Here is a 24,060-nt window from a genome sequence, read left to right as displayed (position 1 = left end):
GAAGGAAGGATCACACTACAAATTTGACAAAGTTAGTCTTCAATCTTTGTGGAATCACTAGTGAGATTCCTCATTCCTCGGAATGACAAGATTGAGTCAACAACAAACCAAAATCAATAAGAAATCCCAAACTCCAACGAAATTGGAATTTGGGATTTTAAATTTTCAAATATTAATTTTTACAAATATCTTTCTTCAAAAACTTTCTGATGATGTTTCTGATGTCCAATCATGACAAAACCTAAAGCACGAACAGAAATCGGATTATTAGATGCTGTTCCAATTCTTTTTAGTTGTTCTTCAGATAAACTTTTGTAAAACAATAAAGTTGAATGTCTTACAGCTGAAAATTCAGTTAATAAATCTTGAATACTTCTGCTGTTTGAGTTTGTGTTATCTGCATAATCATTTTCTTCAAAACTTGGCAAAGGCGTTTTATCATTTCTTGAAAAACGCAAAGCGCGATATGCAAAAATTCTTTCAGTATCGATAACATGCTGAATGATATCTTTGATCGTCCACTTCCCTTCCGCATAGCGATAATCAAATTTATCCATTGGAATATTTTGCACAAATCGGATAAACTCGTGAAGCGAAATTTCTAATTCTTCAATCAAAATTCCATCTCCAGCTGCTTGTACATAGGTTCCAAAATGACCTGAATATTCATTATCTAATAATTCTGTTGCTTTCATTTTTTATATTTTAAGCTGAATTTCTACTTGCGTTTGTATTTCCAAATAATGATCTTGTTACGATTTTTTCGTAAACTTTAACTAATTCTTCATTAGGAACTTCAGCTTTGTTTAATTCGTTAATTCTCAATAAAGCATATTGCTGAATAGTCAATAACGGTAAAACAATACGCTCCCTAATCTGAATCGATGCAATACCATCAGGATAATTTTCCATCAACGTTTTGTGCCCAGCAATTTTCAATAAAAGACGTTTTGTTTCTGAGAACTCATCATAGATAATCTGCCAGAATTCACCAAACTCAGGATCATTTTTCATATAAGCTGTCAATGGCAAGAAAGATTTTGCTAATGACATCATACTGTTTTCAAGCAATGTTTTGAAAAATAATGAATTATGATACAAATCACTTACTTTATCCCATTGTCCAGATTCCTCAAAATGTTTTAAAGCTGAACCAACTCCAAAGAATCCTGGTACATTTTGTTTCAACTGGCTCCATGAACCTACAAACGGAATTGCTCTTAAATCAGCAAAATCTAATGATTCAGATTTACTTCTTTTAGAAGGGCGGCTTCCAATGTTAGTTTTTGAATAATATTTCAGCGTACTCATTTTTTCTAAGTACGGAATAAATTTCGGGTGATTTTTGAAACTTAAATATTTATCATACCCCAAATTAGCTAAATCTGTCAAGATTTGAGTTTCATCTGCAGTCAGTTCATTTTTCTCTTTGCTAAAAACTTGATTGGTAACACCTGCACTTAATAAGTTCTCGATATTATAACGGCAAGAATCTAAAGTTCCAAAATTAGAACTGATTGTTTGTCCTTGCACTGTAATCTGAATTTCGTTGTTTTCAATTTTTGGCCCAAGAGAAGCATAGAATTTATGTGTTTTTCCACCGCCACGAGCAGGAGGCCCGCCACGTCCATCAAAGAAAATAGCTTTAATTCCGTATTCTCTAGAGATTTTTGTCAATGAAATTTTAGCTTGATAAATACTCCAGTTCGCCATTAAATAACCACCATCTTTAGTTCCGTCAGAGAATCCAAGCATAATTGTTTGTTTGTTTCCTCTAGATTTCAAATGTTTAGCATATTCTGGATTGGTATACAACTGCTCCATTATAGAATGCGCATTTTGCAAATCATCTACAGATTCAAAAAGCGGAATAATATCTACAGTTGGTTTTTCCCAATTATTCAAACGAATCATAGCGAAAGTTTCCATTACATTCAAGGCACTTTCGTTATTACTAATGATATAACGATTTGCTCCTTCTTCGCCATTATTTTGCTGAATGGTTTTAATTGCTTGTACAGACTCTAAAGTGTATCTTGTAATTTCACTTTCAAAATCTGCAGGATTCAGATTGCCTTTAACTTTCGATAAAACATCAATTTTTTGATCTTCTGTCAATTCGAAATAATTTTTCGGAAAAACATCAGAACCAGAATTCAAATAATAGTTTACAACATCTTTGAAAACTGCATTGTGGATTTTACTATTCTGACGAATATCTAAAGTTGCAAAATGGAATCCGAATAAATTAATTTTTACTAGAAGCGCGTCCAATTCATCCAAATATAAAGATTGATGTTTCTCAATAATTATACTTCGAATTTTGTTCAGTTGTGTTAATAATTCCTCTAATGTGATAAAAATATCTCCTTTAGAATAAAATACTGAACGATAAAGTTTATGTTCAAGTTCTGCAACCAAATCATCTACACCTGAGAAAGTTAGTTTACGTTTTAAATTTCTCATTTCTACATAATAGCACTTTAAAATTGAAGTACGCAAACGATCTGCAACTTTAAGTGTTATATCTGTAGTAACAAAAGGATTTCCATCACGATCACCTCCTGGCCAAAATCCTAGTTTGATTAATTGGTTCTCAATTGGATTTCCTTGTAAAATATTTTTCTGTAAATAATGAACAATTTCTCCAGCTGTAGCATAAAACACATTCTCTAGATACCAAATTAAACTTACAGCTTCGTCGTAAGGATTTGGCTTTTCTTTCTGAATAAAAGGTGTTTTTCCTAACTGAGCTAGTAATTGTTTAATCTCTAAAAGATCATTTTTACGAATCGCTTCTGTCAAGTCATTGATAATTCCTAAAACTGGTCCAGGATAAAATTGAGTTGGGTGTGCTGTTAAAACTGTACGAACATTAAAGCTTTCAAGAAATTCGATCAATTCATCATCTTTCTCTTTTGCATCAGATTTCTCTTTAATGTCACGAAGAGATCCGCGTCCTTCCATGTTGTTAACCTCTGGGAAAGCAGCGTCTTCAATGGCGTCAAACAATACAATTTGGCGCTCTATATATTGAATAAATCGAAACATTAAATCGATTTTTTCATCTTCAGAAACGTTGTTTAAGAATTTATTTGAGAAGAAATCTACAATTTCTTTTGGTGTTTCCTGTTTTTTAAAGCCCGTTTCGCAAGTTTCTGTAAATAAAGGAAGTAAAACTCCCGTATTATCTATAGAATCAAAAGGTAATGTTATAAAAACACTATTATAAATGTGGTATTTTGAGAGAACGTCTTGATTAAAACGTTCAATTTTCGGCAACGTATACATAATCGTGTTATAGTTGGTTGGTTAATTAGTCATAAAAAAACCCCAAGAATAAACTTGAGGTATATTTTAATATAGCATTCAAGAAAAGTTATTACATATTTTTGAAAATAGTATGCATCAAACGCTTCTTATCGTTTATACTTTCCTCTAATGAAATCATAGTTTCTGTTCTGTAAACACCATCAATATCGTCAATCATAAAGATAACTTCTTTCGCGTGTTTAGTGTCTTTTGCTCTAATTTTGCAAAAGATGTTGAATTTCCCTGTAGTTACAGAAGCTACAGTTACGAATGGAATTTGATTGATTCGCTCTAATACAAATTTAGTCTGAGATGTATTATTAAGGAAAACCCCAACATAAGCAATAAATGAATAACCTAATTTATCGTAATCTAAGGCTAATGAAGATCCCATGATGATACCGGCATCTTCCATCTTTTTAACTCTAACGTGTACTGTACCAGCAGATATCAATAGTTTTTTTGCAATGTCAGTAAACGGAACTCTCGTATTGTCTATTAACATATCTAAAATCTGGTGATCTACTTCATCTAAACGAAATTTACTCATAATTGTTTAATTAATATTACTAATTGCTATTACAAAGTATAAAATTATATATAAAAAACAACAAATTCACATAAAAATTAACTTTTTATTAATCCGTTAACAAATTTAACATTTTTATTTAAATAAAAATTTGCTTTTTGACCCGTTTTAGGAAAGTTTTGGAAATCGTCCGAATATTCTGCGCCTTTTGCGTCGTATTCGTAGTGACCAAAATAATTTTCCAACTCGCCTACTTCAACAATGTAAGCGTTAAAATGAATCTTATTTTCGATTAATTCTTCTTTGTATTGTGCGACAAAATTCGTAATAATTTCGATACCATCATAATTTATTTTGACATTTTTATACATAAAATCATAAAAAACGACATTATTTTGTGAAATATTCAAATATTCACCAAATCTATTATCAACTAAATCGTTTTCGGATATCAGTTTGAAGCTCTGAATTAACGCGAAAAATATGAATTTTCTAGTAATTTCGCGCTCATAATCCCCAGGAAAGTGTCCTGCCTCAAATAGTATAGTTGGCACACCTAAAAATTGAAAAGTGTCTCCTATACAATTAATATTGAAGGAGTCATCAAAACGTCCAACTTGACCTGGAATATATTTTTGAAGTTCTTCATTGATTCCAGCAATTACATTTATAGCTTTTAATCTATTGTCATTTACTTCTCTTTCTTCATTATAAGAAGGAGCCAAAAAAGATACTGTTGCAGGTTTTCCAGTTGAGCCTGCTCCAAATATTGTACGCTGATCGTGTAGATTAAAACAGAAATCTGGTTTAAATTTTTCAAATACCTCACGTAACACTCTACTTTCTGGTTGTGTAAGATCTTGTGAATCACGATTTAGATCTATTTCATTAGCATTTGCTCTTGTATAAAGTCTTGCTCCATCTGGATTAAGCATTGGTATACAGTAAAACGTAAAAGTATCGAGCATTTGCTTTGCAAAATCGGTATTATCATTCAATAAGTTAATGAAATCAAATAGAGCTTTTGTCGTTGTGCTTTCGTTTCCATGCATTTGTGACCAAAGATAAGCACGAGTTTTTCCAGTTCCGACTTGATAACTATATATAGGTTCGCCGAGAACAGATGTGCCAATAATCTGCACTTGACCATTTGTATTTAGTTTATCTAAAAGCGGTTTAATATGGTCTAAAGTGAGATATCTGCCAGAGATAGATTGTTCCTTGTATTGAGTAAAAAGCTGTTCTAAATTCATTGTGTTTCGATTAGTTTACAAAAGTAAACATCTTTATTTTTACAATTGTAAACAGTATGAAAAATTAAAAATTTAGAATTGTAAACAGTTTTAAGGGAGATTTGATGTTACTATAGATAACTTGTTTTAATTGAGCTTTTTAAATTTTTATATTGCATCTAAATTCATTAATTTCAGTTAATTATAAATATTTATTTCAATTTTAAATTTAACATAAAAATGAACTCTATTTAAAATTGAAACAATAATATTCGAATACCGCTTCTTTTTGTTTACATTTGTAAATGATAAAATTTAAAGCAAGAATTTACAATGGTAAACATAGATGATTTTGTAAAAAGACTTGAATCTGTATTAGAATATTATGGTTTAAACGCATCTGCATTTGCTGATAAAATTGGTGTGCAACGTTCTAGTATGTCTCACCTTTTATCAGGAAGAAATAAGCCAAGCTTAGATTTTGTAATGAAAATTCTAGAAGTTTTTCCAGATGTAGATTTATATTGGATTCTGGTAGGAAAAGGAACTTTTCCTAAAAGCAATAACGAGGAAACGACAGAAATTGAAAAAACTTCCTCTCCTATCGTATCGAATCAGAATATGGGAAATGATTTATTTTCGGCTATAGAAATAAATCCGGAAGAAGAAAAAATAGAAACCAAAAAATCTCATGTTCTAAAAAATGAAAAATTTAGTTTGGAAGATAAAGAAATTGAAAAAATAGTCTTATTCTATAAAAATGGTACTTTTAAGGCCTATTCTCCATAATTCAAAAATTAGCGCGTATTTGACTCTTTGTCCAGAAAAATTTCAAATATGCGATTCTCACGCATTTGGAAAAATTCTCAGAAATTACAATTTAATTCCGTTTTCAGGGATTTTCCCTAAAACACCTTTATAATGTTCTTTCAAAATTTCGAAATCGGCTTCATAATTTCCGGTTGGCAAAAGTGGCTTACCAAGATTTACTTCTTTTTTCCCCCAATCAAAAGCAACAGGAACAATTGGCACTTTCGCTTTAAGCGCAATAAAATAAAATCCTGTTTTTAGCTCATTCACTTTTTTTCTAGTTCCTTCTGGAGCCACAGCCAAACGAAAGACTTCTTTTCGTTCAAAAATTGCGGCAATTGCATCAACTTTGTTCAATCCGCCTGATCGGTCTAGCGGTTCTCCCCCTACATTTCGAAAATAAAATCCAAAAGGAAATCTAAATAATTCCTTCTTTGCTACAAAATTCATCTGCAATCCAGATATACCGCGAGTAAAAAGACCAATGTAAAAGTCATGATTACTCGTATGAGGCATCACCACCAATACACATTTTTTTACTTCGGCATTTTCGATTCCTACTATTTTCCAGCCCATTAGCTTGAAAAATATGAATTTGTACAATAGTTTTTTCATTAAAGGTTTATTATTTGGTGCAAAATAAAAGATTTAATGGTAAATTTGAGTAAAAGCATAAGAAATGATTCGAAAATTTTTCAGTTATATAATTCCAATAAAAATATTTAAAAAAAAATCGGCCAGAAGTAAAATGATCGAAGTTACTTGGGCAAACGGGGAATTAGTACTGGACACTGAAAACACAAATTATTCATATGGAAGCTTACAGCGTATATTAAGGTATGGGCTTCGAAATATAGGTTACAATAAAATAGTAGAAATGGATCACATTCTATTATTAGGAGTTGCGGGCGGAAGTGTCGTTAAAACGTTAGTAGACGAAATAGCATACAAGGAAAAAATAACTGGAGTTGAAATTGATCCAGACATGATTCAAATAGCCAATCAGTATTTTAATCTTAATCAAATTAAACAATTAGAAGTTGTTATTGACGATGCTTTTGAATTTGTGCTGAAAACAAAAGACAAATATAACCTTATTATAATAGACATTTTTGAAGACACGCATATGCCAAACTTTTTGTTTGAAAAATTTTTCGTTGATAGAGTTTGCACACTTTTAAAAGACGAAGGTTTTGTTTTGTTCAATACCATGATTTTAGACGAAGCGCACAATGTTAGAAATAGAAAATATGTTGCCGAAGTAAATCCAAAAATGTTTAAAACAAAGATGCTGCCCCGCATTGAAGTTCATAACGAATTAATAATTATAAACAAAGTTGCTTAAATTTTATGAAACCCCTTTCTTCAATCTTAAACGCCCTGCCACCTACTAAAGTTATTGATGCCTCAATTAATCTTTCTGAATATGTACCACTAAATTTGTCCGTTTCAAATCAGGAGTTGGTCGATAAAAAACTGGACACTTCAGAGGATTTTGAAAAGTATATTTCAAATTATCTAAAAAAGAACAATGCCAAAGTTGCCTTTGGAGGTTATATCGAAGGTAGATTTTTATATCAAAGAAGCCCCATTTTTTTGGATGCTTCAAAACCAGAACGTAATATTCATATCGGACTAGATTTATGGGCAGAAGCTGGAACCGCAGTACTTGCAGCTTTAGATGGAAAAGTGCATAGTTTCAAAAACAACGTCGGCTTGGGCGATTATGGTCCTACTATTATACTAGAACACAAAGTTGAAAATGAAAAATTTTATACTTTATACGGACATTTATCGTTAGAAAGTATAGAGAATCTAAAGATCGGAGACTATTTTAAGAAAGGTGAAAAGATTGCCAACTTAGGAAACGCCTCAGTAAATGGAGATTACGCCCCTCATGTCCATTTTCAAATTATTCACAATATTGGTGATTATCAAGGAGACTATCCTGGTGTCTGCAATACAGGCGACCTTAACTTTTATATCGAAAATTGTCCCGATCCTAACTTATTATTAAAAATTACTTAAATAGTTATGAAGAAAGCAGGATTGATTATATGTTTGTTGTTATTAATCGGATGTAAATCTAAAACCGTAAGCAGAGATACAGAAGATTTAAAAATAAAAAAAGTTTCTGGAGCAGATGTAAATGCAAATCAGCAGCGTAAAGCTTATGATTTAGGAAAAAGAGTTTTAGAAACTTGTAATACTTCAAAATTTAAGCCTTTTAATGAAACTGAAGTTACTAAATCGGTTATGGAAAATACAACGGAAGAACGTTTAACCAAAACCTGCCAAAGATTTAGACAATACTACGGAAGTTTTATAGATTTAAAATTAGATGGAGTTTACAGAACCAAAAATGAAGTCATTTACCGTTATCATGCTTTGTATACAAAAAAAGTTGCCAATAAAGAATTACGCATTTTTGTAAATGAAGACAATCTTGTTTCTGCCATAAAATCTATGGATTGGGATGAGAAATTTGATGCCAAATTAGCCGATCAATAAATTAAGATACCTATGAATTTTAAACTGCCACTTTTTCTTTTATTATTTGTTTCAATACTTGCTTCAGCACAGCAAACTATAAGTGTAAAAGGATCTGCACCTTATCCTGCAACACAAGAATATACTTTCATCTGCGAAAAATATGCTTATTCTGGCGAAATAAATGTTCAAATAGCTAAAACAGAAAAAGGAGGTGTTTTAAAACTAACTGTTTCTACAGCAAATGACAAAGCAAAGATTGCTGGTGGTGTCTACGTCGATTTGACAAATGCCGATGTAATTGCATGTACAGACAAAAATGTAAAAGAATCTTCAGAGGGTAAAACAACTGCCTACTATTATTTTACGCCTGCAGAATGGTTGAAGCTTAAAAAGACTGATATTTATGCAATTAGATTTATAATTGCTGGTGGACCAGATATTTCAGGGAATCTAACTGGACATTTTACAGCATATAGTAAAGTAAAGTATTTCTCAACAGCATTTGATAAGTCAAAAAAAACATTTGATACAGCTAAAGAAATTAATGTTTTGTAATGATTTTTTAATATAATAAATCTTATATTTAACATAAATATTTTTTTATGAATTCAAATGAAGCTTTGATTACAAAATTCTATACTGCTTTCGCGAATGCAGACGCCAAAACAATGAGCGAATGTTATCATCCAAAAGTTCATTTTATCGATCCAGCTTTTGGTTTGTTGAAAGAAGAACAGGTTTCTAAAATGTGGGAAATGTTGCTTTTAAAGAGTAAAGGGAATTTAAAAATTGAATTTTCAAATGTAAAAGCTGATGATTTCACAGGCTCTGCAAATTGGACAGCAACCTATAATTTCAGTAAAACCAATAGAAAAGTCATCAATAAAATTACAGCCGAATTTGTTTTTCAAGACGGATTAATCATCAAACATACTGATAATTTTGATGTTTGGAAATGGTCAAAACAAGCTTTTGGCTTAACAGGTTATTTATTAGGCTGGACTGGTTTTTTCCAGAAAAAAGTACAGGCACAAGCTTTATCGTCATTACAACAATTTCAGAAAAATAAATAAAACTACATACCTTAAAAAGTTTATTAGATTTAAACCTGAGTATCTGCCTCACTCCGATTATAATTATTTTGTTGCTTATTATTTTACTAAAAGTATTAATTCTAAATGCTGATGAAAGAAATTGTACACAAAAAATTAAATCAACTACAGGCAACTGCAATCTGCGGAAACGATATTAGTTCTTCTTGTCTTTATGTTTCGGCCTTAACCATTTTGTATGCAGGACAATATGCTTGGATTTCTCTTCTGATTGTTGCTGTAGTTTTATTTTTGTTTAGAAAAATTTATGCCGAAGTAGTTGGTGCGATTCCTCTAAATGGAGGTGCTTACAACGTTTTATTAAATACTTCAACAAAACGTTTGGCTTCTATTGCAGCAACTTTGACTGTTCTGTCTTATATGGCAACTGCCGTAATTTCAGCATCTGAAGGTATGCACTATCTACACGGAATTTTTGAAGGTCTTAATGTTACCACGGCCACAGTAGTGGTTTTGGTTTTATTTACAGGATTAGCCATTTTAGGAATCGGAGAATCTGCATTTGTGGCCGTTATCATTTTTATGACTCATATTGGGACTTTGACCTTGCTGGTTTTGGCATCTGTTTGGTTTGTTTTAATGCATGGCTTAGACACATTTCATATCAATTGGCAAACTCCGATTGCTTCAGGAAGTATAAAAACAGCTCTTTTTCTGGGTTTTTCTGCTGCAATGCTTGGAATCTCTGGATTTGAAAGTTCTGCCAATTTTGTGGAAGAACAAGAGCAAGGTGTTTTTCCTAAAACATTACGAAACATGTGGGGAATAGTAAGTTTCTTCAATCCTGTAATCGCAATATTATTGATAAGTGTGATCCCGCTTACAGAAGTAGGCGAAAACAAAGAATCGCTCCTCGCTCATTTGGGAGAAACAACAGGCGGATCTTGGCTAGCTTGGCTAATTTCTATAGATGCTGTTCTTGTACTTTGTGGAGCTGTCCTGACTTCATTTGTTGGTGTTTCGGGACTTTTAAACCGAATGACGTTAGATCGAATTTTACCTAACTACTTTCTAAAGCAAAACAAAAGAGGATCTCATTACCGAATCGTTTTAAGTTTTTTAATTCTTTGTTTGTCAGTTCTTTTTGCTACAAATGGACACTTAGAATCTTTGGCAGGAGTTTATACGTTTTCTTTTCTGGCAGTAATGGCGCTTTTCGGAATTGGAAATTTGCTTTTAAAGTATAAACGCAACAAACTCCCGAGACCAGAACGTGCGCGTGGCATTGCGGTTGTAACTGCTGTAGTTTTTGTGATTGCTGCTTTTTTTGGAAATATGCTTCTGAATATCAATTCGTTTTATACTTTCTTGCAGTATATGGTTCCAGCATTAATCTTTGTCTGGATTATGCTAAATCGTGTTATTTTAATACGTTTATTAATCGAAGCGTTAGAATATTTTTATCAGCCTCTTCGCAAAATGGTCGTATTGAGTAATCGTTATTTAGAGAAATTAAGCTCCAAGATTAATTCTCAAGAATTTGTGTTTTTTACAAAAGGTGACGACATTACCATTTTGAATAAAGTTTTGCAATATGTTGAAGACAACGAAACTACAAAGAAATTGAAAATTGTTCATGTCAAAAAAGACACTGTAGATAACGAAGCGCTTAAAAAAGATTTGGAAGTTTTAGATCGTGCTTACGACGGACTCGATATCGAATTTATAGAAATTGAAGGCGTATTTGGTCCAGAAATAATTGACGAGCTTTCTCAAAAATGGAACATTCCAAAAAACTTTATGTTCATTGGTTCTCCTGGAAATAAATTTTCTTATCGAGTTGCCGACTTAGGTGGTGTTCGATTGATTATGTGATTTTTTAGAAGCAGAAGAATTCGTGTTTTCAAGACGCCCAGTCCCGCTATCCGTTGCAATCTTTTGTGGTCTCGTAAAAAAAAACGAGACCACAAAAGGATTTTCACTTCTATCGGGGCTAAATTAGAAGTATATTTTTCATAAGAACATAAAACCGAATAATATAAAAACAAACCCGACAGGTTTTGAAAACCTGTCGGGTTTAATATGATCAATTTATCTCTGTCAAAATTTTAAACATTGAAAAAAAACTTTTAAAAGCTAGCTTTGCGGTCTTGACAGCAACCAGATAAAAAACTTCCAAAACTCTGCGTAAATCCTTTGCGAACTCTGCGTTAAAAAACAATCAAAAGTTATGATTTAAACCAGCTTTCGACTAATTCATCTTCAAACGAAGTTGCATCTTTATGAATAAACTCATTTCGATTTTTATCGTAAGAATAATCTAAAGCCCAAGTTTTATGGTTTGCAGCCAATTCTTTGATACTATTACAAACAAAAGCAATTTCTTCATCAGTTGTTGTTGGGTGAATTGACATTCTAATCCATCCCGGTTTTTTGATTAAATCACCAATCGTAATTTCATTAACCAATTTATTAGAAGTTTCTTGATCAACATGCAATAAGTAATGACCATAAGTTCCTGCACAACTGCATCCTCCTCTAGTCTGGATTCCAAAACGATCATTTAAGATTTTAACTCCTAAATTAAAGTGAAGATCATCAATAAAAAACGAAACTACGCCAAGACGTTCTTTGTGCTGTCCTGCTAAAATTTTAATATTCGAAATTGGTTCTAATTCAGAGAAAACATAATCAACGATTTCATGCTCACGCTCCATTATGTTTTCAATTCCCATTTCTTCTTTTAGCTCAATTGCCAAAGCAGTTTTGATAACTTGTAGAAATCCAGGAGTTCCACCATCTTCACGATCTTCAATGTTATCAATGTATTTATGTTCTCCCCACGGATTTGTCCAGCTTACAGTTCCTCCGCCAGGACAATCAGGAATCATATTTTTGTATAATTTTTTATTGAAAATTAAAACTCCAGAAGTTCCAGGACCACCTAAGAATTTGTGAGGTGACATAAAAACAGCATCCAAATAAGTTTCTGGATCTGATGGATGCATATCAATTTCTACATAAGGGCCTGAACAAGCAAAATCAACAAAACAAACACCATTATATTGGTGCATTAATTTTGCTGCTTCGTGAAAAGGAGTTCTCAAGCCAGTAACATTCGAACATGCTGTGATAGAAGCAATTTTTATGGTTCTATCTTTATATTTTTCCAATAAAGTCTCAAGGTTTTCTAAATTAAAAAGACCTTTTTCACAAGATGGAATAATTTCCACATCGGCAATAGTCTCTAACCAAGAAGTTTGATTAGAATGGTGCTCCATGTGTGAAATAAAAACAATTGGCTTTTTCTCAGCTGGAACATTTGTAAAACTCTTTAAGTTTTCAGGAATCTTTAATCCTAAAATACGCTGGAATTTATTGATGACTCCAGTCATTCCAGTTCCATCTGTAATTAAAACATCATCATTGTTAGCATTTGCATGACGTTTAATAATATGTCTTGCATGATGGTATGCTTTTGTCATAGCAGTACCTGATACAGTAGTTTCAGTGTGAGTATTGGCTACAAAAGGTCCAAACTGATTTAATAGTTTTTCCTCAATCGGACGATATAACCTTCCGCTGGCAGTCCAATCTGTGTAAATTATTGATTTTCTGCCATAAGGCGAAGTAAATTCTTGATTTATACCGACAATATTCTTTCTAAATTCCTGAAAATAACTTTCCAGTGTCATGGTACTATTTTTGCTATTCATTAGTTGTGCCTTGTGTTTGACTGCAAATATATATAGTTTTTTATAAAATTGCGAATTTATCAATAGTAAACTTCAAACACTATATTACCGTTTGGTATTTTTAGTTAAAACAACTTTTTTTTAATAAATTATCATAATATCCTATCGAATTAATAGGCATTAAATTTAAAGAAAGTAATATTTATGGGAAATTTATCAGTAGCTACCATTGGTGGCGGATGTTTTTGGTGTATAGAAGCTGTAATTCAGCGTTTAAAAGGTGTAGAATTAATAAAATCGGGATATTCGGACGGATTTATCAAAAATCCAGCTTATCGCGAAGTATGTACAGGAAGAACAGGACATGCCGAAGTAATACAAGTGACTTTTAATCCTGACATAATTTCATATCATGACTTAATTTTCATATTCATGACAAGTCATGATCCGACAACTTTAAATCGTCAGGGTGGCGATAGCGGAACACAATATCGTTCTATAATCTTATACCACGATGACACTCAAAAAGAGATTGCAGAAAAGGTTTTTGAAGAAGTGCAGCCGGCTTACGCAGATCCAATTGTAACGCAATTAAAACCTTTTGAAGTTTTTTACGAAGCCGAAGATTATCATCAGAATTATTATAACGAAAATCAAGAAGCTGGATATTGCCAAGTTGTAATTGATCCGAAAATTCAGAAACTTAAAAAAATGTATGCTGACCGATTGATTAGATAAAAGTTTTTTGCCACAGATTACACAGATTAAAATGATTTTTATAAAGAGAAATCTAAAACAATCCTTTTAATCTGTGGCAAAAATAAGAAAGACACAAAATGAAAAATTTAAAAATAAATAATCGGTTTACTGCAGAACTACCAGCAGATCCAGATTTGACCAATGAAATTCGTCAGGTTAAAAATACGTTGTTTTCATACGTAAATCCGACAAAACCCTCAAATCCAAAATTGATTCATGCCTCTGAAGAAGTCGCTGCATTAGTTGGCATTTCTAAAGATGAAATTCAATCAGAAGAATTTCTAAATGCATTTTCTGGGAAAGAAATTCTTCCAGAAACAAAACCGTTTGCCATGTGTTATGCGGGGCACCAATTCGGCAATTGGGCTGGACAATTAGGAGATGGGCGTGCCATTAACTTAACAGAAGTTGAAAATAATGGTGAGTTTTATACATTACAATTGAAAGGAGCAGGAAAAACTCCCTATTCTAGAACTGCAGATGGTTTGGCTGTTTTGCGTTCTTCGATAAGAGAATACTTATGTGCTGAAGCCATGTATAATTTAGGCGTTCCTACTACCCGATCGCTTTCGCTTATTCTATCTGGAGATCAAGTTTTACGAGATATTTTATATAACGGAAATCCTGCTTATGAAAAAGGTGCCATTGTCTGTCGTGTAGCCCCATCTTTCATTCGCTTTGGAAGTTATGAAATGCTTACTGCCAGAAACGAACTGAAAAATCTTAAACAATTTGTCGAATTTACAATTAAGCATTATTTCCCTGAAATTACTGGAGAACCAAAAGAGCAATATTTGCAGTTTTTCCAGAAAGTTGCTGACACAACTCGTGAAATGATTTTGCATTGGCAACGCGTCGGATTTGTTCATGGTGTAATGAATACCGATAATATGTCTATTCACGGAATCACGATTGATTACGGCCCATATGGCTGGCTCGAAAATTATGATCCGGACTGGACGCCAAACACAACCGACAGTCAAAATAGAAGATACCGTTTCGGAAATCAGCCTCAAGTGGCACAGTGGAATTTGTTTCAATTGGCAAATGCTCTTTATCCATTAATCAATGAAGCAGTGCCTTTAGAAAAAATATTAGATACGTTTATAACTGATTTTGAAAGTAACTACAAAACAATGTTTTTAAGCAAATTAGGAATATTTACTTCAAGTGAAACTGATGATAAAATTATTAAAGGTTTGGAAGAAATTCTGCAGTTATCAGAAACCGATATGACTATCTTTTTTAGAAATCTTAGTAAAATTAAAAGAGAGGATTCTGTAGAACAAGCATTCGAAAAAATAGAATACGCATTTTACATTCCAGAAGAAATAAAAGAAAATATTCTAGATGCTTGGCAAAAATGGTTTACTGTTTATTTGAAAAGATTAAACTCTGAAGAGCTTTCGGATAATGAACGTTCAGAAAAAATGAATCAGATTAATCCAAAATATGTACTTCGAAACTATATGGCACAATTAGCCATTGATGCAGCAGATAAAGAGGATTATGCACTAGTTGACGAATTATTCCAGCTTCTGAAAAATCCATATGACGAACAGTCAGAATCTGAAAAATGGTTTGCAAAACGTCCTGATTGGGCAAGAACAAAAGTTGGCTGTTCAATGTTATCTTGTAGTTCTTAAAAGTTTTTTTTGCCACAGATTAAAAGGATTTTTAGGATTAATCATTGGAATCTTTTTAATCTGTGACATTTTTTTATTTCGTAGTAATGTGATCTACAATCAAATTAGCATGAATTCTAGAGTTTTCTATAAACCATTTATGGGTCTGCATTCCGCCACAAACTACTCCAGCAAGAAATAAACCTTCTACATTAGTTTCCATCGTTTCTGGATTGTAAACCGGGATTTTCAGTTCGTCATTAGAAAGCTGAATTCCAATTTTTTCCAGAAAATTCAAATCCGGTTTGTAGCCTGTTAGTGCTAGAACAAAATCATTTTCAATTGTAATTTTACCATTTGGTGTTAGAATCTCTACTTCATCTTCCTTAATTTCGGTAATATTTGACTCAAAATAAGCCTTAATACTTCCTTCGGCAATACGATTTTCAATATCTGGTTTTACCCAATATTTTACACGACTATTAATTTCGTTTTTACGAATTACCATAGTCACCTCTGCTCCTTTTCTCCAGCATTCCAAAGCAGCGTCTACAGACGAATTATTAGCGCCTACAACCAAAACTTTTCTAAAAGCATATTCATGTGCTTCTTTGTAATAATGGCGAACTTTTGCAAGGTTTTCGCCTAAAACATTCATTTGAATAGGAATATCATAGAAACCAGTTGCGATTATGACATTCTTAGACTCGTAGTTTTGCTTATTAGTTGTAATCTTAAAAATGCCTTGGTTTTTCTGTACATCAAGTACTTTTTCAAATAAATTGATATTGAATTTAAAGTAACGGTGAATATTTCGATAATACTCCAAAGCTTCCTGACGTCCTGGTTTTGGTGCCAGGCAGTTAAATGGAATTTCGCCAATTTCTAATCTTTCTGCGGTAGAGAAAAAGGTCATATAGAGCGGATAATTAAAAATACTATTAACAATCGCTCCCTTTTCTATAATTACGTATTTTAATTTTTTCTTTTCAGCTTCTATTGCACAAGCCAGACCAATTGGTCCACCACCTACAATTACAAGGTCATATATTGATTCCGTCATTTTTATTTCTGCCAGTCTTTAAAAGGATTTTTACTCAAATAAGCATTATAATATCTCTCGTCGTTAGTTACTTCTTCACCAAGCCAATCCGGTTTTTCAAACGCTTCATCTTCAGAATTCAATTCAATTTCGGCCATTACTAGACCTTCGTTTTCGCCATAAAATTCATCAACTTCAAATACATGCTCTCCAGATTTTATTTCATAGCGCGTTTTTTCAATCTTACCCTTTTCGCACAATTTTAATAATTCTTGCGCTTCATCTAACGGAATTTCATTTTCCCATTCAAAACGCGACATACCACTGCTGTGGCTTATTCCTTTTATGGTTATAAAGCCCTTTTCTCCTTTAATTCTAACCCTAACGGTACGCTCTGGCGCAGAACTCAAATAGCCCTGAGCAATTTTATTCTGAGTAAAAGCTTGCTTCTTGAAGTCTTCAGATTTCACAAGAAACTTTCTTTCTATTTCGATCATCTTAAATGCAGATTATTTTTTTATGCAAGTTACTCATTTTAATCAAGCCTTTGGAAGTATAAAAAATGAAAAATAAGTTAATTTATTCTGTTTTATTTCAAAGTAATAACATCAAAATAATTGATTATTAACATGTTATAACTTTTATTTTAATTAAATTTGATAGAATCTTAATACGAAATATATGTCTAAAAAAGCACTTTATTTGTTAGGCATTGCAATAACCATCATTTTGGGTACTTTTTTATATCTGAAATTTTGTTGCAATTGCTGTGAGAAAACCACAACGGACATTGCTCCAAAAACAGTGACCTCTACTGTTGCAGAGCCTAATTTTGTTCCGTTTGTATTAAATGGTCCCGGAATAAATTATCAGACAAATGATAATTTAAAGTTCCTTAAAAACAGTGCAAAGCTTATTATGCCTGTCAGTGATTCGGTCACAACTGGTCTTGATAACTTAAAGAAATTCTTAGAAGCAAATCCGAAACAGAAAATTACAATAACCGGTTATGCGACTTCAGACGAGACAAATTCAACAACTTTTGAAAATCTAGGTCTCGCAAGGGCAAATGATGTCAAGAATTACTTTGTTTCAAAGGGATTATTAGAGAATCAGTTTTCTACGAAAGGTACCATTATAGATAAATGGAAAATGAGTGGAGATACCCTTCTAGGGCCTGCTGAATATTTATTTGAAGCTATAGATTCAACGGCTACTCCAAATGATGAATGGAGTGCATTGAAAGCAAAAATAAACGCAGATCCGTTAATTCTCCATTTTAATACAAACAAATCTAGTGAGAAATTAAGTGCTGCGGAGAAACAAAAAGTTACTGATATTGCTAAATATGCAGAGAATGTAAAAGATGCTGTGATTGTGGTAATTGGACATTCTGACAATGTTGGAAACCGTGACTCAAACATTGTTTTAGCACAAAAAAGAGCCGATTTTTCAAAAGATTATCTTTCTAAAAACGGAATTGATAATACAAGAATTGAAACGCAATCTAAAGGTCCAGACGAACCTATTGGCGATAACAATACGGCGGACGGAAAGGCTGCAAATAGAAGAACTGTAATTACCATTAAATAATTAAAAATATACGATCATGAATATACCTTGTGTCTTAATACCTATTCTAGTAGGTTTAATCTGTGGAATCTTAGGTTATTTACTAGGAAAAATGAATTCGAAAAATGATGATTCACTTTCTGCTTCACTTCAAGCCGATTTAGATGCCTGCAAGGCCAATACACGAAACTTGAATGCAAGAATCGCTACTCTAGAAGCTGATTTGGCCGCGAAAGCTAAAGCTTCTGTACAATCTTTTGTTGCTTCCGCTCCTGTAACGATTCCTTTTGATGCTGCTTTGGCTGCAAATGTTTTAGGCAAGAAAATTAAAGAGAATGACTTGAAAATTGTGGAGGGAATTGGCCCTAAAATAGAAGCTTTATTTAATGCTGCTGGAATCAATACTTGGTATGAGCTTTCGCAAACAGCTACGGAAAAATTACAATCTATTCTAGACGCTGGGGGAGAAAATTACGCTATACACAATCCTAGCACTTGGGCAAGACAGGCTCTTATGGCTTACCAAGGCAAATGGCAGGATTTAAAAGAGTGGCAAGACAGTCTTTTAGGCGGAAAAGAGTAAAAAAAGGTTCAAAGGTGCATAGTTGCAAAGGAACAGAGGTTTTTCAATCTCTGTTTATATGAACGAACAAAAAAGACGTAAAGTTTTCATACTTTACGTCTTTTTTTATTTTATCAGTTTGTATGTTTTCTTAGAAAAAATCAGATTGCCATTCTAGGTTAGAATTGTACCAAAGTTTTCCATTTTTAACTTCGAGAGGACAATCTATATTATTAGTATATAATGCTCCAGTTCCTAAACCTTGTGGCATATCTGAATGCAAAGTATATGTCCATTGCGCAATAGCATTTAGTCCAATATTACTTTCTAATGCAGAAGTGATCCACCAGCCAATATTATATTTTTCAGCAAGCGTAATCCATTCTTGAGTGCCACGGAAACCACCAATAAAACTTGGTTTTAAAATGATGTATTGAGGCTTAATTTCCTGAAGCAATTTTTCTTTTTCTTCTAATGAAAATACACCAATTAGCTCTTCGTCTAAAGCAATTGGAAAAGGCGTCTGCTCACACAGTTTAGCCATTTCTAATACATTCCCTTTTTTAATTGGCTGTTCTATACTATGAAGCTGAAATTGACTTAATTGATTTAACTTATCTAAAGCTTCTGTTAAAGAAAAAGCTCCGTTAGCATCGACTCTGATTTCTATTTCTTCTGCCGAAAAATGGCGTCTTATAAATTGCAATAATTCTAATTCTTTATTGAAATCAATAGCGCCAATTTTAAGTTTTATGCAATCAAAACCATCAGCTAATTTTTCTTCAATTTGCTGTTTCATGAAAGCGGCTTCACCCATCCAAACTAATCCATTAATAGGAATTGAAGCTGTATTTTTTGTAAAATCAGAAGGGAATAGAACAAATGGATTTTCACTTTTAAGAGACAAAAAAGCCATTTCTACTCCAAACTGTATAGAAGGAAATTCTAGTAAAGCATTCCAAAGTACTGTTTCACCTAAATGAATATTATCACAAGCCCATTTTAGCTTTTCTTCATAATCTTTGCGATCGTCAGCGCTTAAACCGCGAAGTATACCGCACTCTCCTATTCCTTTTTTTCCGTTTTCTTCCAAGATTATAAACCAAGTTTCTTTTTCGGTCATAACTCCTCTCGAAGTTCCTGATGGACGTTTAAAATCTAGTAAATATTTACTGTACGATGCTTTCATTTTTTTAAAGATGCTAAGATACTGAGTTGCTAAGCTTAAAAGAAGATTCTAAGAAGCGCTTCATATCTAAAAACTTAATTAAATAATTTTAAGATTCTTTCAAAATCTTTTGACGGTAAACCAGCTTTTTCAAAAGCTTGAAAATCAAGTTTTGTTTTTGCAATCCAGCTTAAACTGTCTGTTACATTTTGAGTCTGATATTTTTTGTAAATCGCTTTGGCAGCGCTATAGTCATCGCTTACTAAATAAGTATGTGCCAGATTCAATTTGACTAATAATTCTGTATCATCCAATTTTTCGCCTTCTTGAAGCACTTTTAATGCTTTTGCATATTGTTTGGTCAAAATGTAACAATAGCCCAACCAGCTGTAATCTAATGCAGTTGCTTTTCCTTCGTTTACAATTGTATTTAATTTCGGAATTGCTTCGTTATATTTTTGGGCTTTGATTAAAGAAGCTGTTTGCGCTCTTAAATCATTAAATACATTCTTAGAAATATCAGCATCTTTATAACAGCTGTTTCCAAAATCTTTGTAGACTTTTGTTTTTTCGACAGCCAATAATTTTTGAAACTCATCATAACGATATTGTTTCATGATTTTATTTAAGATACAAACGCAAAAATCATCTGAATTGGCCATTTTTTGTGCCATTGTAGAAGTTTTGCATAAGCTTATAATTTCATTTTTATTGTCTTGATTCCAACCGCGATTTAATTTTGTGTCAACCCAAGGCACTACTTCTAGAACTACTTTCTGACTTAGAAGCCAGTTCTTGCTTTCAAAACCGAACCAGATTGTACCAATGTTTTCTTTTAAACAAGACGATTTATTGACAGATAATCTTTTGGCGTCTTTGCTGACAGGTTCTGCTTGAGAATAGCAAGCTTTGTCAATTTTACCGTCTGCAACGTATTTTTTTGCATTTTCATTGGATGTAAAAATCGAATAAGTACATTCGTCATCACCGGAAATTTTGGACATCAAGAAAACAGCACCTGCTGAACCTTGACTAACTCCCGTTGGATCTGGAATTGCTTTTAATAAGGAAACCAAACTATTGGCCATTTCCTGATTTTTATCTAAAAGTGTGATTCTATATACAATTTCTGTAGTTCCAACTGGTAAATCTTCTGTTGGTATAGAAATTCTATCGCGTGCGGGAACCATGATTTCTTTGGTTGTTGCACGTTCTTTATCCCAATAACCATATTTTTGTGCAAAAGCGTTATAGGAAGTTGCGATAAATAGTAATAAAAGGATTTGTTTGAAAGTTGTATTTTGTGATGATGCTTTAATTGCCACAGATTTCACAGATTAAAATGATTTTTATTTTAAAAAACTTTAATTCAATTAACATAGATTATGCCAAATAACTTTCTTATGGAATTGAGTGCCCTAGCCCCGATAGAGGCGGTATCTCCCGATTTAGAAAAACAAGGCTTTTTCAGCCGTAGTTTTTGTTAATCGGGAATTTAGCCAAAAGCGGGATTAGCTTCTTATAATTCAATAGAATCTCCTATTGGTAAAAGCATTAAATCTTTTCCTTTATCGAAGAATTTACGAATTGCTTCTTCATGATTGATCTCGATATAGCCAAAAGTGTCATAGTGATATCCTAAAACTTTGTCGCATTCTACAAAATCTGAAGCAATAATAGCGTCTTCAACATCCATTGTAAAATTGTTTCCGATTGGAAGAATAACTAAATCTAGTTTTGTGCGAAGCGGAATCAATTTCATATCGTAAGTCAAAGCTGTGTCTCCAGCGATATAGATATTTTTATGTTCGCCTTCAATTACAAAACCTCCAGGATTTCCTCCGTAAGAACCGTCAGGAAAACTGCTTGAGTGAATTGCATTTACATATTTTACTTTTCCGAAATCAAATTTCCAGCTTCCTCCGTGATTCATTGGATGCGAATTGAATCCTTTTTTTGCATAATGGCTTGCAATTTCTGCATTAGAAACAATAACTGCATTGGTGTTTTTTGCAATAGCTTCAACATCCAAAACGTGATCAGCATGCGCATGTGTCAATAAAATATAATCTGCTTTGATCGTACTTAGATTGATTGCAGCAGCTTGTGGATTTCCGGTAATAAATGGGTCTACAATAATGTATTTTCCTCCTACTTCAATTCCTAATGAAGCGTGTCCGTAGTATGTAATTTTCATTTTGTCACTTTTTAAGTTAAACATTGTTTTATCTTCCTCCTAAAAAGAGGTTTACAATAATGTCTGAAATCAAAGAAATCATGCATACTGTAAGTAATATAGAAAGTAAGAATGTGCTTAATGCTAGTTTTTTTAATTCTGGATCTAATAATTTTGGATCTTGATTTTTGTAAACTGTGATTAAATGTTTTGTTAATGGAATATAAGCCAATAAAAACAAATATTGGTCAAAGTTATAATCGCTTAAGACAGCAAATGCAACAACCAAAATCATTGCAGTAATAATTAAGAAAAAGTGATATTTTTTGGCATTTTGAGCTCCAATCTGTACCACGATTGTGTTTTTTCCAGATTTTTTATCAGATTCTTGATCGCGCATATTGTTTAGGTTTAAAACTCCAACGCTCAACAATCCGATGGCAACAGCTGGAAGAATTAAAAGCGGATCTACTTCTTTTGCGTATAAAAAGTTCACTCCTAAAGTGCTCACTAGTCCGAAGAAAATAAAAACGAATAAATCTCCTAATCCTCTATAACCGTAAGCAGAATTACCTACTGTGTAACGAATTGCAGAAATAATAGCTGCGATTCCTAACAGTAGAAAAAAGATAGAATAACCGAAATTATCCTTTCCAAAGGCAAAATAAATCAAGATTATAGCAGACAGCAAAGTCAAAAAAGAAGTAATAATAATGGCTTTTTTCATTGCCTGAGGCGTAATAACCCCACTCTGAATAGCGCGTTGCGGCCCAACTCGATCTGCATTATCAGTACCTTTTACTCCGTCTCCATAATCGTTTGCAAAATTGGATAAAACCTGTAATCCTAATGTTGTCAATAAGGCAAAACCAAAAACTTTCCAGCTGAATACTTCTGTTGGAGTGTTAATAGTTTCTGTTGGATTTGACAAAGCATAAATGCTTCCAACTATAATTCCGGAAACTGATAAAGGTAATGTGCGTAATCTCGCGGCTTCAATCCAATGTTTCATTATTTGTTTTGTTTGTTTAGTTTCAGCTTTCAAGTTTTAGGTTCCTATCTTGAAACCTGAAACTTGAAACTATTTTATAACTTATTTACGGTAACCACTTATTTTCGCCAAAGTTTGGTTTTCTTTTTTCTAAGAAAGCGTTTCTTCCTTCTTTTGCCTCTTCGGTCATATAAGCCAAACGAGTTGCTTCTCCTGCAAAAACTTGCTGTCCGACCATTCCGTCATCTGTTAAGTTCATTGCAAATTTTAGCATTTTTATAGAAGTTGGTGATTTTTGAAGAATTTCTTGAGCCCATTCATAAGCAGTTGCTTCTAGTTCGTCATGCGGAATTACAGCATTTACCATTCCCATTTCAAAAGCTTCTTGTGCAGAGTAATTTCTACCTAAAAAGAAGATTTCACGTGCTTTTTTTTGTCCGACCATTTTGGCCAAATAAGCAGATCCGTAACCGCCATCAAAACTAGTTACATCGGCATCTGTTTGTTTAAAAATAGCATGTTCTTTACTTGCAAGTGTCATATCACACACTACGTGTAAGCTATGTCCACCACCTACAGCCCATCCAGGAACTACTGCAATAACAACTTTTGGCATAAAACGAATTAAACGCTGCACTTCTAAAATGTTTAAACGGTGCTGTCCATCATCTCCAACATATCCTTGGTGTCCACGTGCATTTTGATCACCGCCACTGCAAAAAGAATAAACTCCATCTTTTGTAGAAGGTCCTTCAGCTGAAAGTAAAACTACACCAATTGAAGTGTCTTCTTGAGCATCATAAAAAGCTTGGTATAATTCTGAAGTAGTTTTAGGTCGGAAAGCATTTCTAACATTTGGTCTGTTAAATGCTATTCTTGCTACTCCATTGCATTTTTTATAAGTTATATCTTCAAATTCTCTGGCTGTAATCCAATCCATTTTGATTTTTTGTTTAAATAATTATACGGTAAAAATAAAGCATTTTTACTATTTTACCTACTCAATCCGTCTTAAGTCTTTACTAAATTGACGCGCAATGTT

24 protein-coding genes are annotated in these 24,060 nt (G+C 32.9%); 11 read left to right on the top strand and 13 right to left on the bottom strand.

Features of this window, described 5'->3' with window-relative positions; all coding sequences use genetic code 11:
• Window positions 1–179 precede the first annotated feature (179 nt).
• From AC5ZCW_RS00435 to AC5ZCW_RS00420, 4 genes are all read right to left on the bottom strand, one after another.
• Complete coding sequence (locus tag AC5ZCW_RS00435) at window positions 180–695, bottom strand: DinB family protein (RefSeq protein ID WP_496117168.1); 516 nt, start codon at window positions 693–695, stop codon at window positions 180–182.
• A 10-nt stretch (window positions 696–705) separates the two neighbouring features.
• Complete coding sequence (locus AC5ZCW_RS00430) at window positions 706–3,291, bottom strand: phosphoenolpyruvate carboxylase (RefSeq protein ID WP_496117166.1); 2,586 nt, start codon at window positions 3,289–3,291, stop codon at window positions 706–708.
• A 91-nt stretch (window positions 3,292–3,382) separates the two neighbouring features.
• A complete protein-coding gene (locus AC5ZCW_RS00425; RefSeq protein WP_008468989.1) occupies window positions 3,383–3,862 on the bottom strand; it encodes an Lrp/AsnC family transcriptional regulator in 480 nt (159 codons plus the stop codon).
• Window positions 3,863–3,939: 77 nt separating this feature from the next.
• Window positions 3,940–5,094 carry a M14 family metallopeptidase gene (locus AC5ZCW_RS00420; protein ID WP_496117162.1) on the bottom strand — a complete coding sequence of 385 codons (1,155 nt, stop codon included), beginning with the start codon at window positions 5,092–5,094 and terminating at the stop codon, window positions 3,940–3,942.
• 312 nt (window positions 5,095–5,406) lie between these two features.
• On the opposite strand from AC5ZCW_RS00420, the gene AC5ZCW_RS00415 reads away from it, so the two are divergent.
• On the top strand, window positions 5,407–5,862 hold the full coding sequence (locus AC5ZCW_RS00415; protein WP_343544067.1) for a helix-turn-helix domain-containing protein: 456 nt from the start codon (window positions 5,407–5,409) through the stop codon (window positions 5,860–5,862).
• Between the two features lie 84 nt (window positions 5,863–5,946).
• Here AC5ZCW_RS00415 and AC5ZCW_RS00410 read toward each other — a convergent pair whose 3' ends face one another.
• Window positions 5,947–6,498, bottom strand: coding sequence for a 1-acyl-sn-glycerol-3-phosphate acyltransferase (locus AC5ZCW_RS00410; RefSeq protein WP_343544066.1), 552 nt, complete (start codon window positions 6,496–6,498; stop codon window positions 5,947–5,949).
• Between the two features lie 64 nt (window positions 6,499–6,562).
• Between AC5ZCW_RS00410 and AC5ZCW_RS00405 the strand changes: the two genes are divergently transcribed.
• The 6 genes from AC5ZCW_RS00405 (at window position 6,563) to AC5ZCW_RS00380 (ending at window position 11,303) form a co-directional block, all read left to right on the top strand.
• Complete coding sequence (locus AC5ZCW_RS00405) at window positions 6,563–7,228, top strand: spermidine synthase (protein WP_343544065.1); 666 nt, start codon at window positions 6,563–6,565, stop codon at window positions 7,226–7,228.
• A gap of 5 nt (window positions 7,229–7,233) precedes the next feature.
• Window positions 7,234–7,911: a peptidoglycan DD-metalloendopeptidase family protein gene (locus tag AC5ZCW_RS00400; RefSeq protein WP_496117159.1), complete on the top strand. Its 678-nt coding sequence runs from the start codon at window positions 7,234–7,236 to the stop codon at window positions 7,909–7,911.
• Window positions 7,912–7,917: 6 nt separating this feature from the next.
• On the top strand, window positions 7,918–8,394 hold the full coding sequence (locus AC5ZCW_RS00395) for a hypothetical protein (protein WP_281632652.1): 477 nt from the start codon (window positions 7,918–7,920) through the stop codon (window positions 8,392–8,394).
• Between the two features lie 12 nt (window positions 8,395–8,406).
• A complete protein-coding gene (locus AC5ZCW_RS00390) occupies window positions 8,407–8,931 on the top strand; it encodes a hypothetical protein (protein WP_343544063.1) in 525 nt (174 codons plus the stop codon).
• A gap of 47 nt (window positions 8,932–8,978) precedes the next feature.
• Entirely contained in the window at window positions 8,979–9,449 is a 471-nt protein-coding gene (locus tag AC5ZCW_RS00385; protein WP_496117156.1) for a nuclear transport factor 2 family protein, read from the top strand.
• A gap of 111 nt (window positions 9,450–9,560) precedes the next feature.
• Entirely contained in the window at window positions 9,561–11,303 is a 1,743-nt protein-coding gene (locus AC5ZCW_RS00380; RefSeq protein WP_496117154.1) for an APC family permease, read from the top strand.
• Between the two features lie 353 nt (window positions 11,304–11,656).
• Here AC5ZCW_RS00380 and AC5ZCW_RS00375 read toward each other — a convergent pair whose 3' ends face one another.
• Entirely contained in the window at window positions 11,657–13,144 is a 1,488-nt protein-coding gene (locus tag AC5ZCW_RS00375; RefSeq protein ID WP_496117152.1) for an aminotransferase class V-fold PLP-dependent enzyme, read from the bottom strand.
• A 183-nt stretch (window positions 13,145–13,327) separates the two neighbouring features.
• Here AC5ZCW_RS00375 and msrA point away from each other — a divergent pair, with 183 nt between their 5' ends.
• Window positions 13,328–13,861, top strand: coding sequence for a peptide-methionine (S)-S-oxide reductase MsrA (gene msrA / locus AC5ZCW_RS00370; protein ID WP_496117150.1), 534 nt, complete (start codon window positions 13,328–13,330; stop codon window positions 13,859–13,861).
• A gap of 98 nt (window positions 13,862–13,959) precedes the next feature.
• Window positions 13,960–15,528 (top strand): protein adenylyltransferase SelO, encoded by a 1,569-nt coding sequence (locus tag AC5ZCW_RS00365; RefSeq protein WP_496117148.1) that lies wholly within the window; start codon window positions 13,960–13,962, stop codon window positions 15,526–15,528.
• A 73-nt stretch (window positions 15,529–15,601) separates the two neighbouring features.
• On the opposite strand, the gene AC5ZCW_RS00360 is transcribed toward AC5ZCW_RS00365, so the two are convergent.
• Window positions 15,602–16,570 (bottom strand): YpdA family putative bacillithiol disulfide reductase, encoded by a 969-nt coding sequence (locus tag AC5ZCW_RS00360; protein WP_496117146.1) that lies wholly within the window; start codon window positions 16,568–16,570, stop codon window positions 15,602–15,604.
• 2 nt (window positions 16,571–16,572) lie between these two features.
• A complete protein-coding gene (locus AC5ZCW_RS00355; RefSeq protein ID WP_496117144.1) occupies window positions 16,573–17,046 on the bottom strand; it encodes a CYTH domain-containing protein in 474 nt (157 codons plus the stop codon).
• Between the two features lie 184 nt (window positions 17,047–17,230).
• On the opposite strand from AC5ZCW_RS00355, the gene AC5ZCW_RS00350 reads away from it, so the two are divergent.
• Window positions 17,231–18,142, top strand: a complete 912-nt coding sequence (locus AC5ZCW_RS00350; RefSeq protein ID WP_496117142.1) for an OmpA family protein — start codon at window positions 17,231–17,233, stop codon at window positions 18,140–18,142.
• A gap of 16 nt (window positions 18,143–18,158) precedes the next feature.
• Window positions 18,159–18,704, top strand: coding sequence for a hypothetical protein (locus AC5ZCW_RS00345; protein WP_496117140.1), 546 nt, complete (start codon window positions 18,159–18,161; stop codon window positions 18,702–18,704).
• Between the two features lie 130 nt (window positions 18,705–18,834).
• On the opposite strand, the gene AC5ZCW_RS00340 is transcribed toward AC5ZCW_RS00345, so the two are convergent.
• The 5 genes from AC5ZCW_RS00340 to AC5ZCW_RS00320 form a co-directional block, all read right to left on the bottom strand.
• A complete protein-coding gene (locus tag AC5ZCW_RS00340) occupies window positions 18,835–19,872 on the bottom strand; it encodes an o-succinylbenzoate synthase (protein ID WP_496117138.1) in 1,038 nt (345 codons plus the stop codon).
• A gap of 74 nt (window positions 19,873–19,946) precedes the next feature.
• Window positions 19,947–21,185: a tetratricopeptide repeat protein gene (locus AC5ZCW_RS00335; protein WP_496117136.1), complete on the bottom strand. Its 1,239-nt coding sequence runs from the start codon at window positions 21,183–21,185 to the stop codon at window positions 19,947–19,949.
• A 185-nt stretch (window positions 21,186–21,370) separates the two neighbouring features.
• Window positions 21,371–22,048, bottom strand: a complete 678-nt coding sequence (locus AC5ZCW_RS00330; RefSeq protein WP_343544051.1) for a metal-dependent hydrolase — start codon at window positions 22,046–22,048, stop codon at window positions 21,371–21,373.
• Window positions 22,049–22,076: 28 nt separating this feature from the next.
• Window positions 22,077–23,039 (bottom strand): 1,4-dihydroxy-2-naphthoate octaprenyltransferase, encoded by a 963-nt coding sequence (gene menA, locus AC5ZCW_RS00325; protein WP_343544050.1) that lies wholly within the window; start codon window positions 23,037–23,039, stop codon window positions 22,077–22,079.
• Between the two features lie 85 nt (window positions 23,040–23,124).
• Window positions 23,125–23,958, bottom strand: coding sequence for a 1,4-dihydroxy-2-naphthoyl-CoA synthase (locus tag AC5ZCW_RS00320; protein WP_012024845.1), 834 nt, complete (start codon window positions 23,956–23,958; stop codon window positions 23,125–23,127).
• Window positions 23,959–24,060: the final 102 nt, after the last annotated feature.

Source organism: Flavobacterium sp. PLA-DH12, assembly GCF_059511845.1.
The sequence above is the reverse complement of the archived record's forward strand: the minus strand, read 5'-3'. Positions and strand labels throughout refer to the sequence as shown.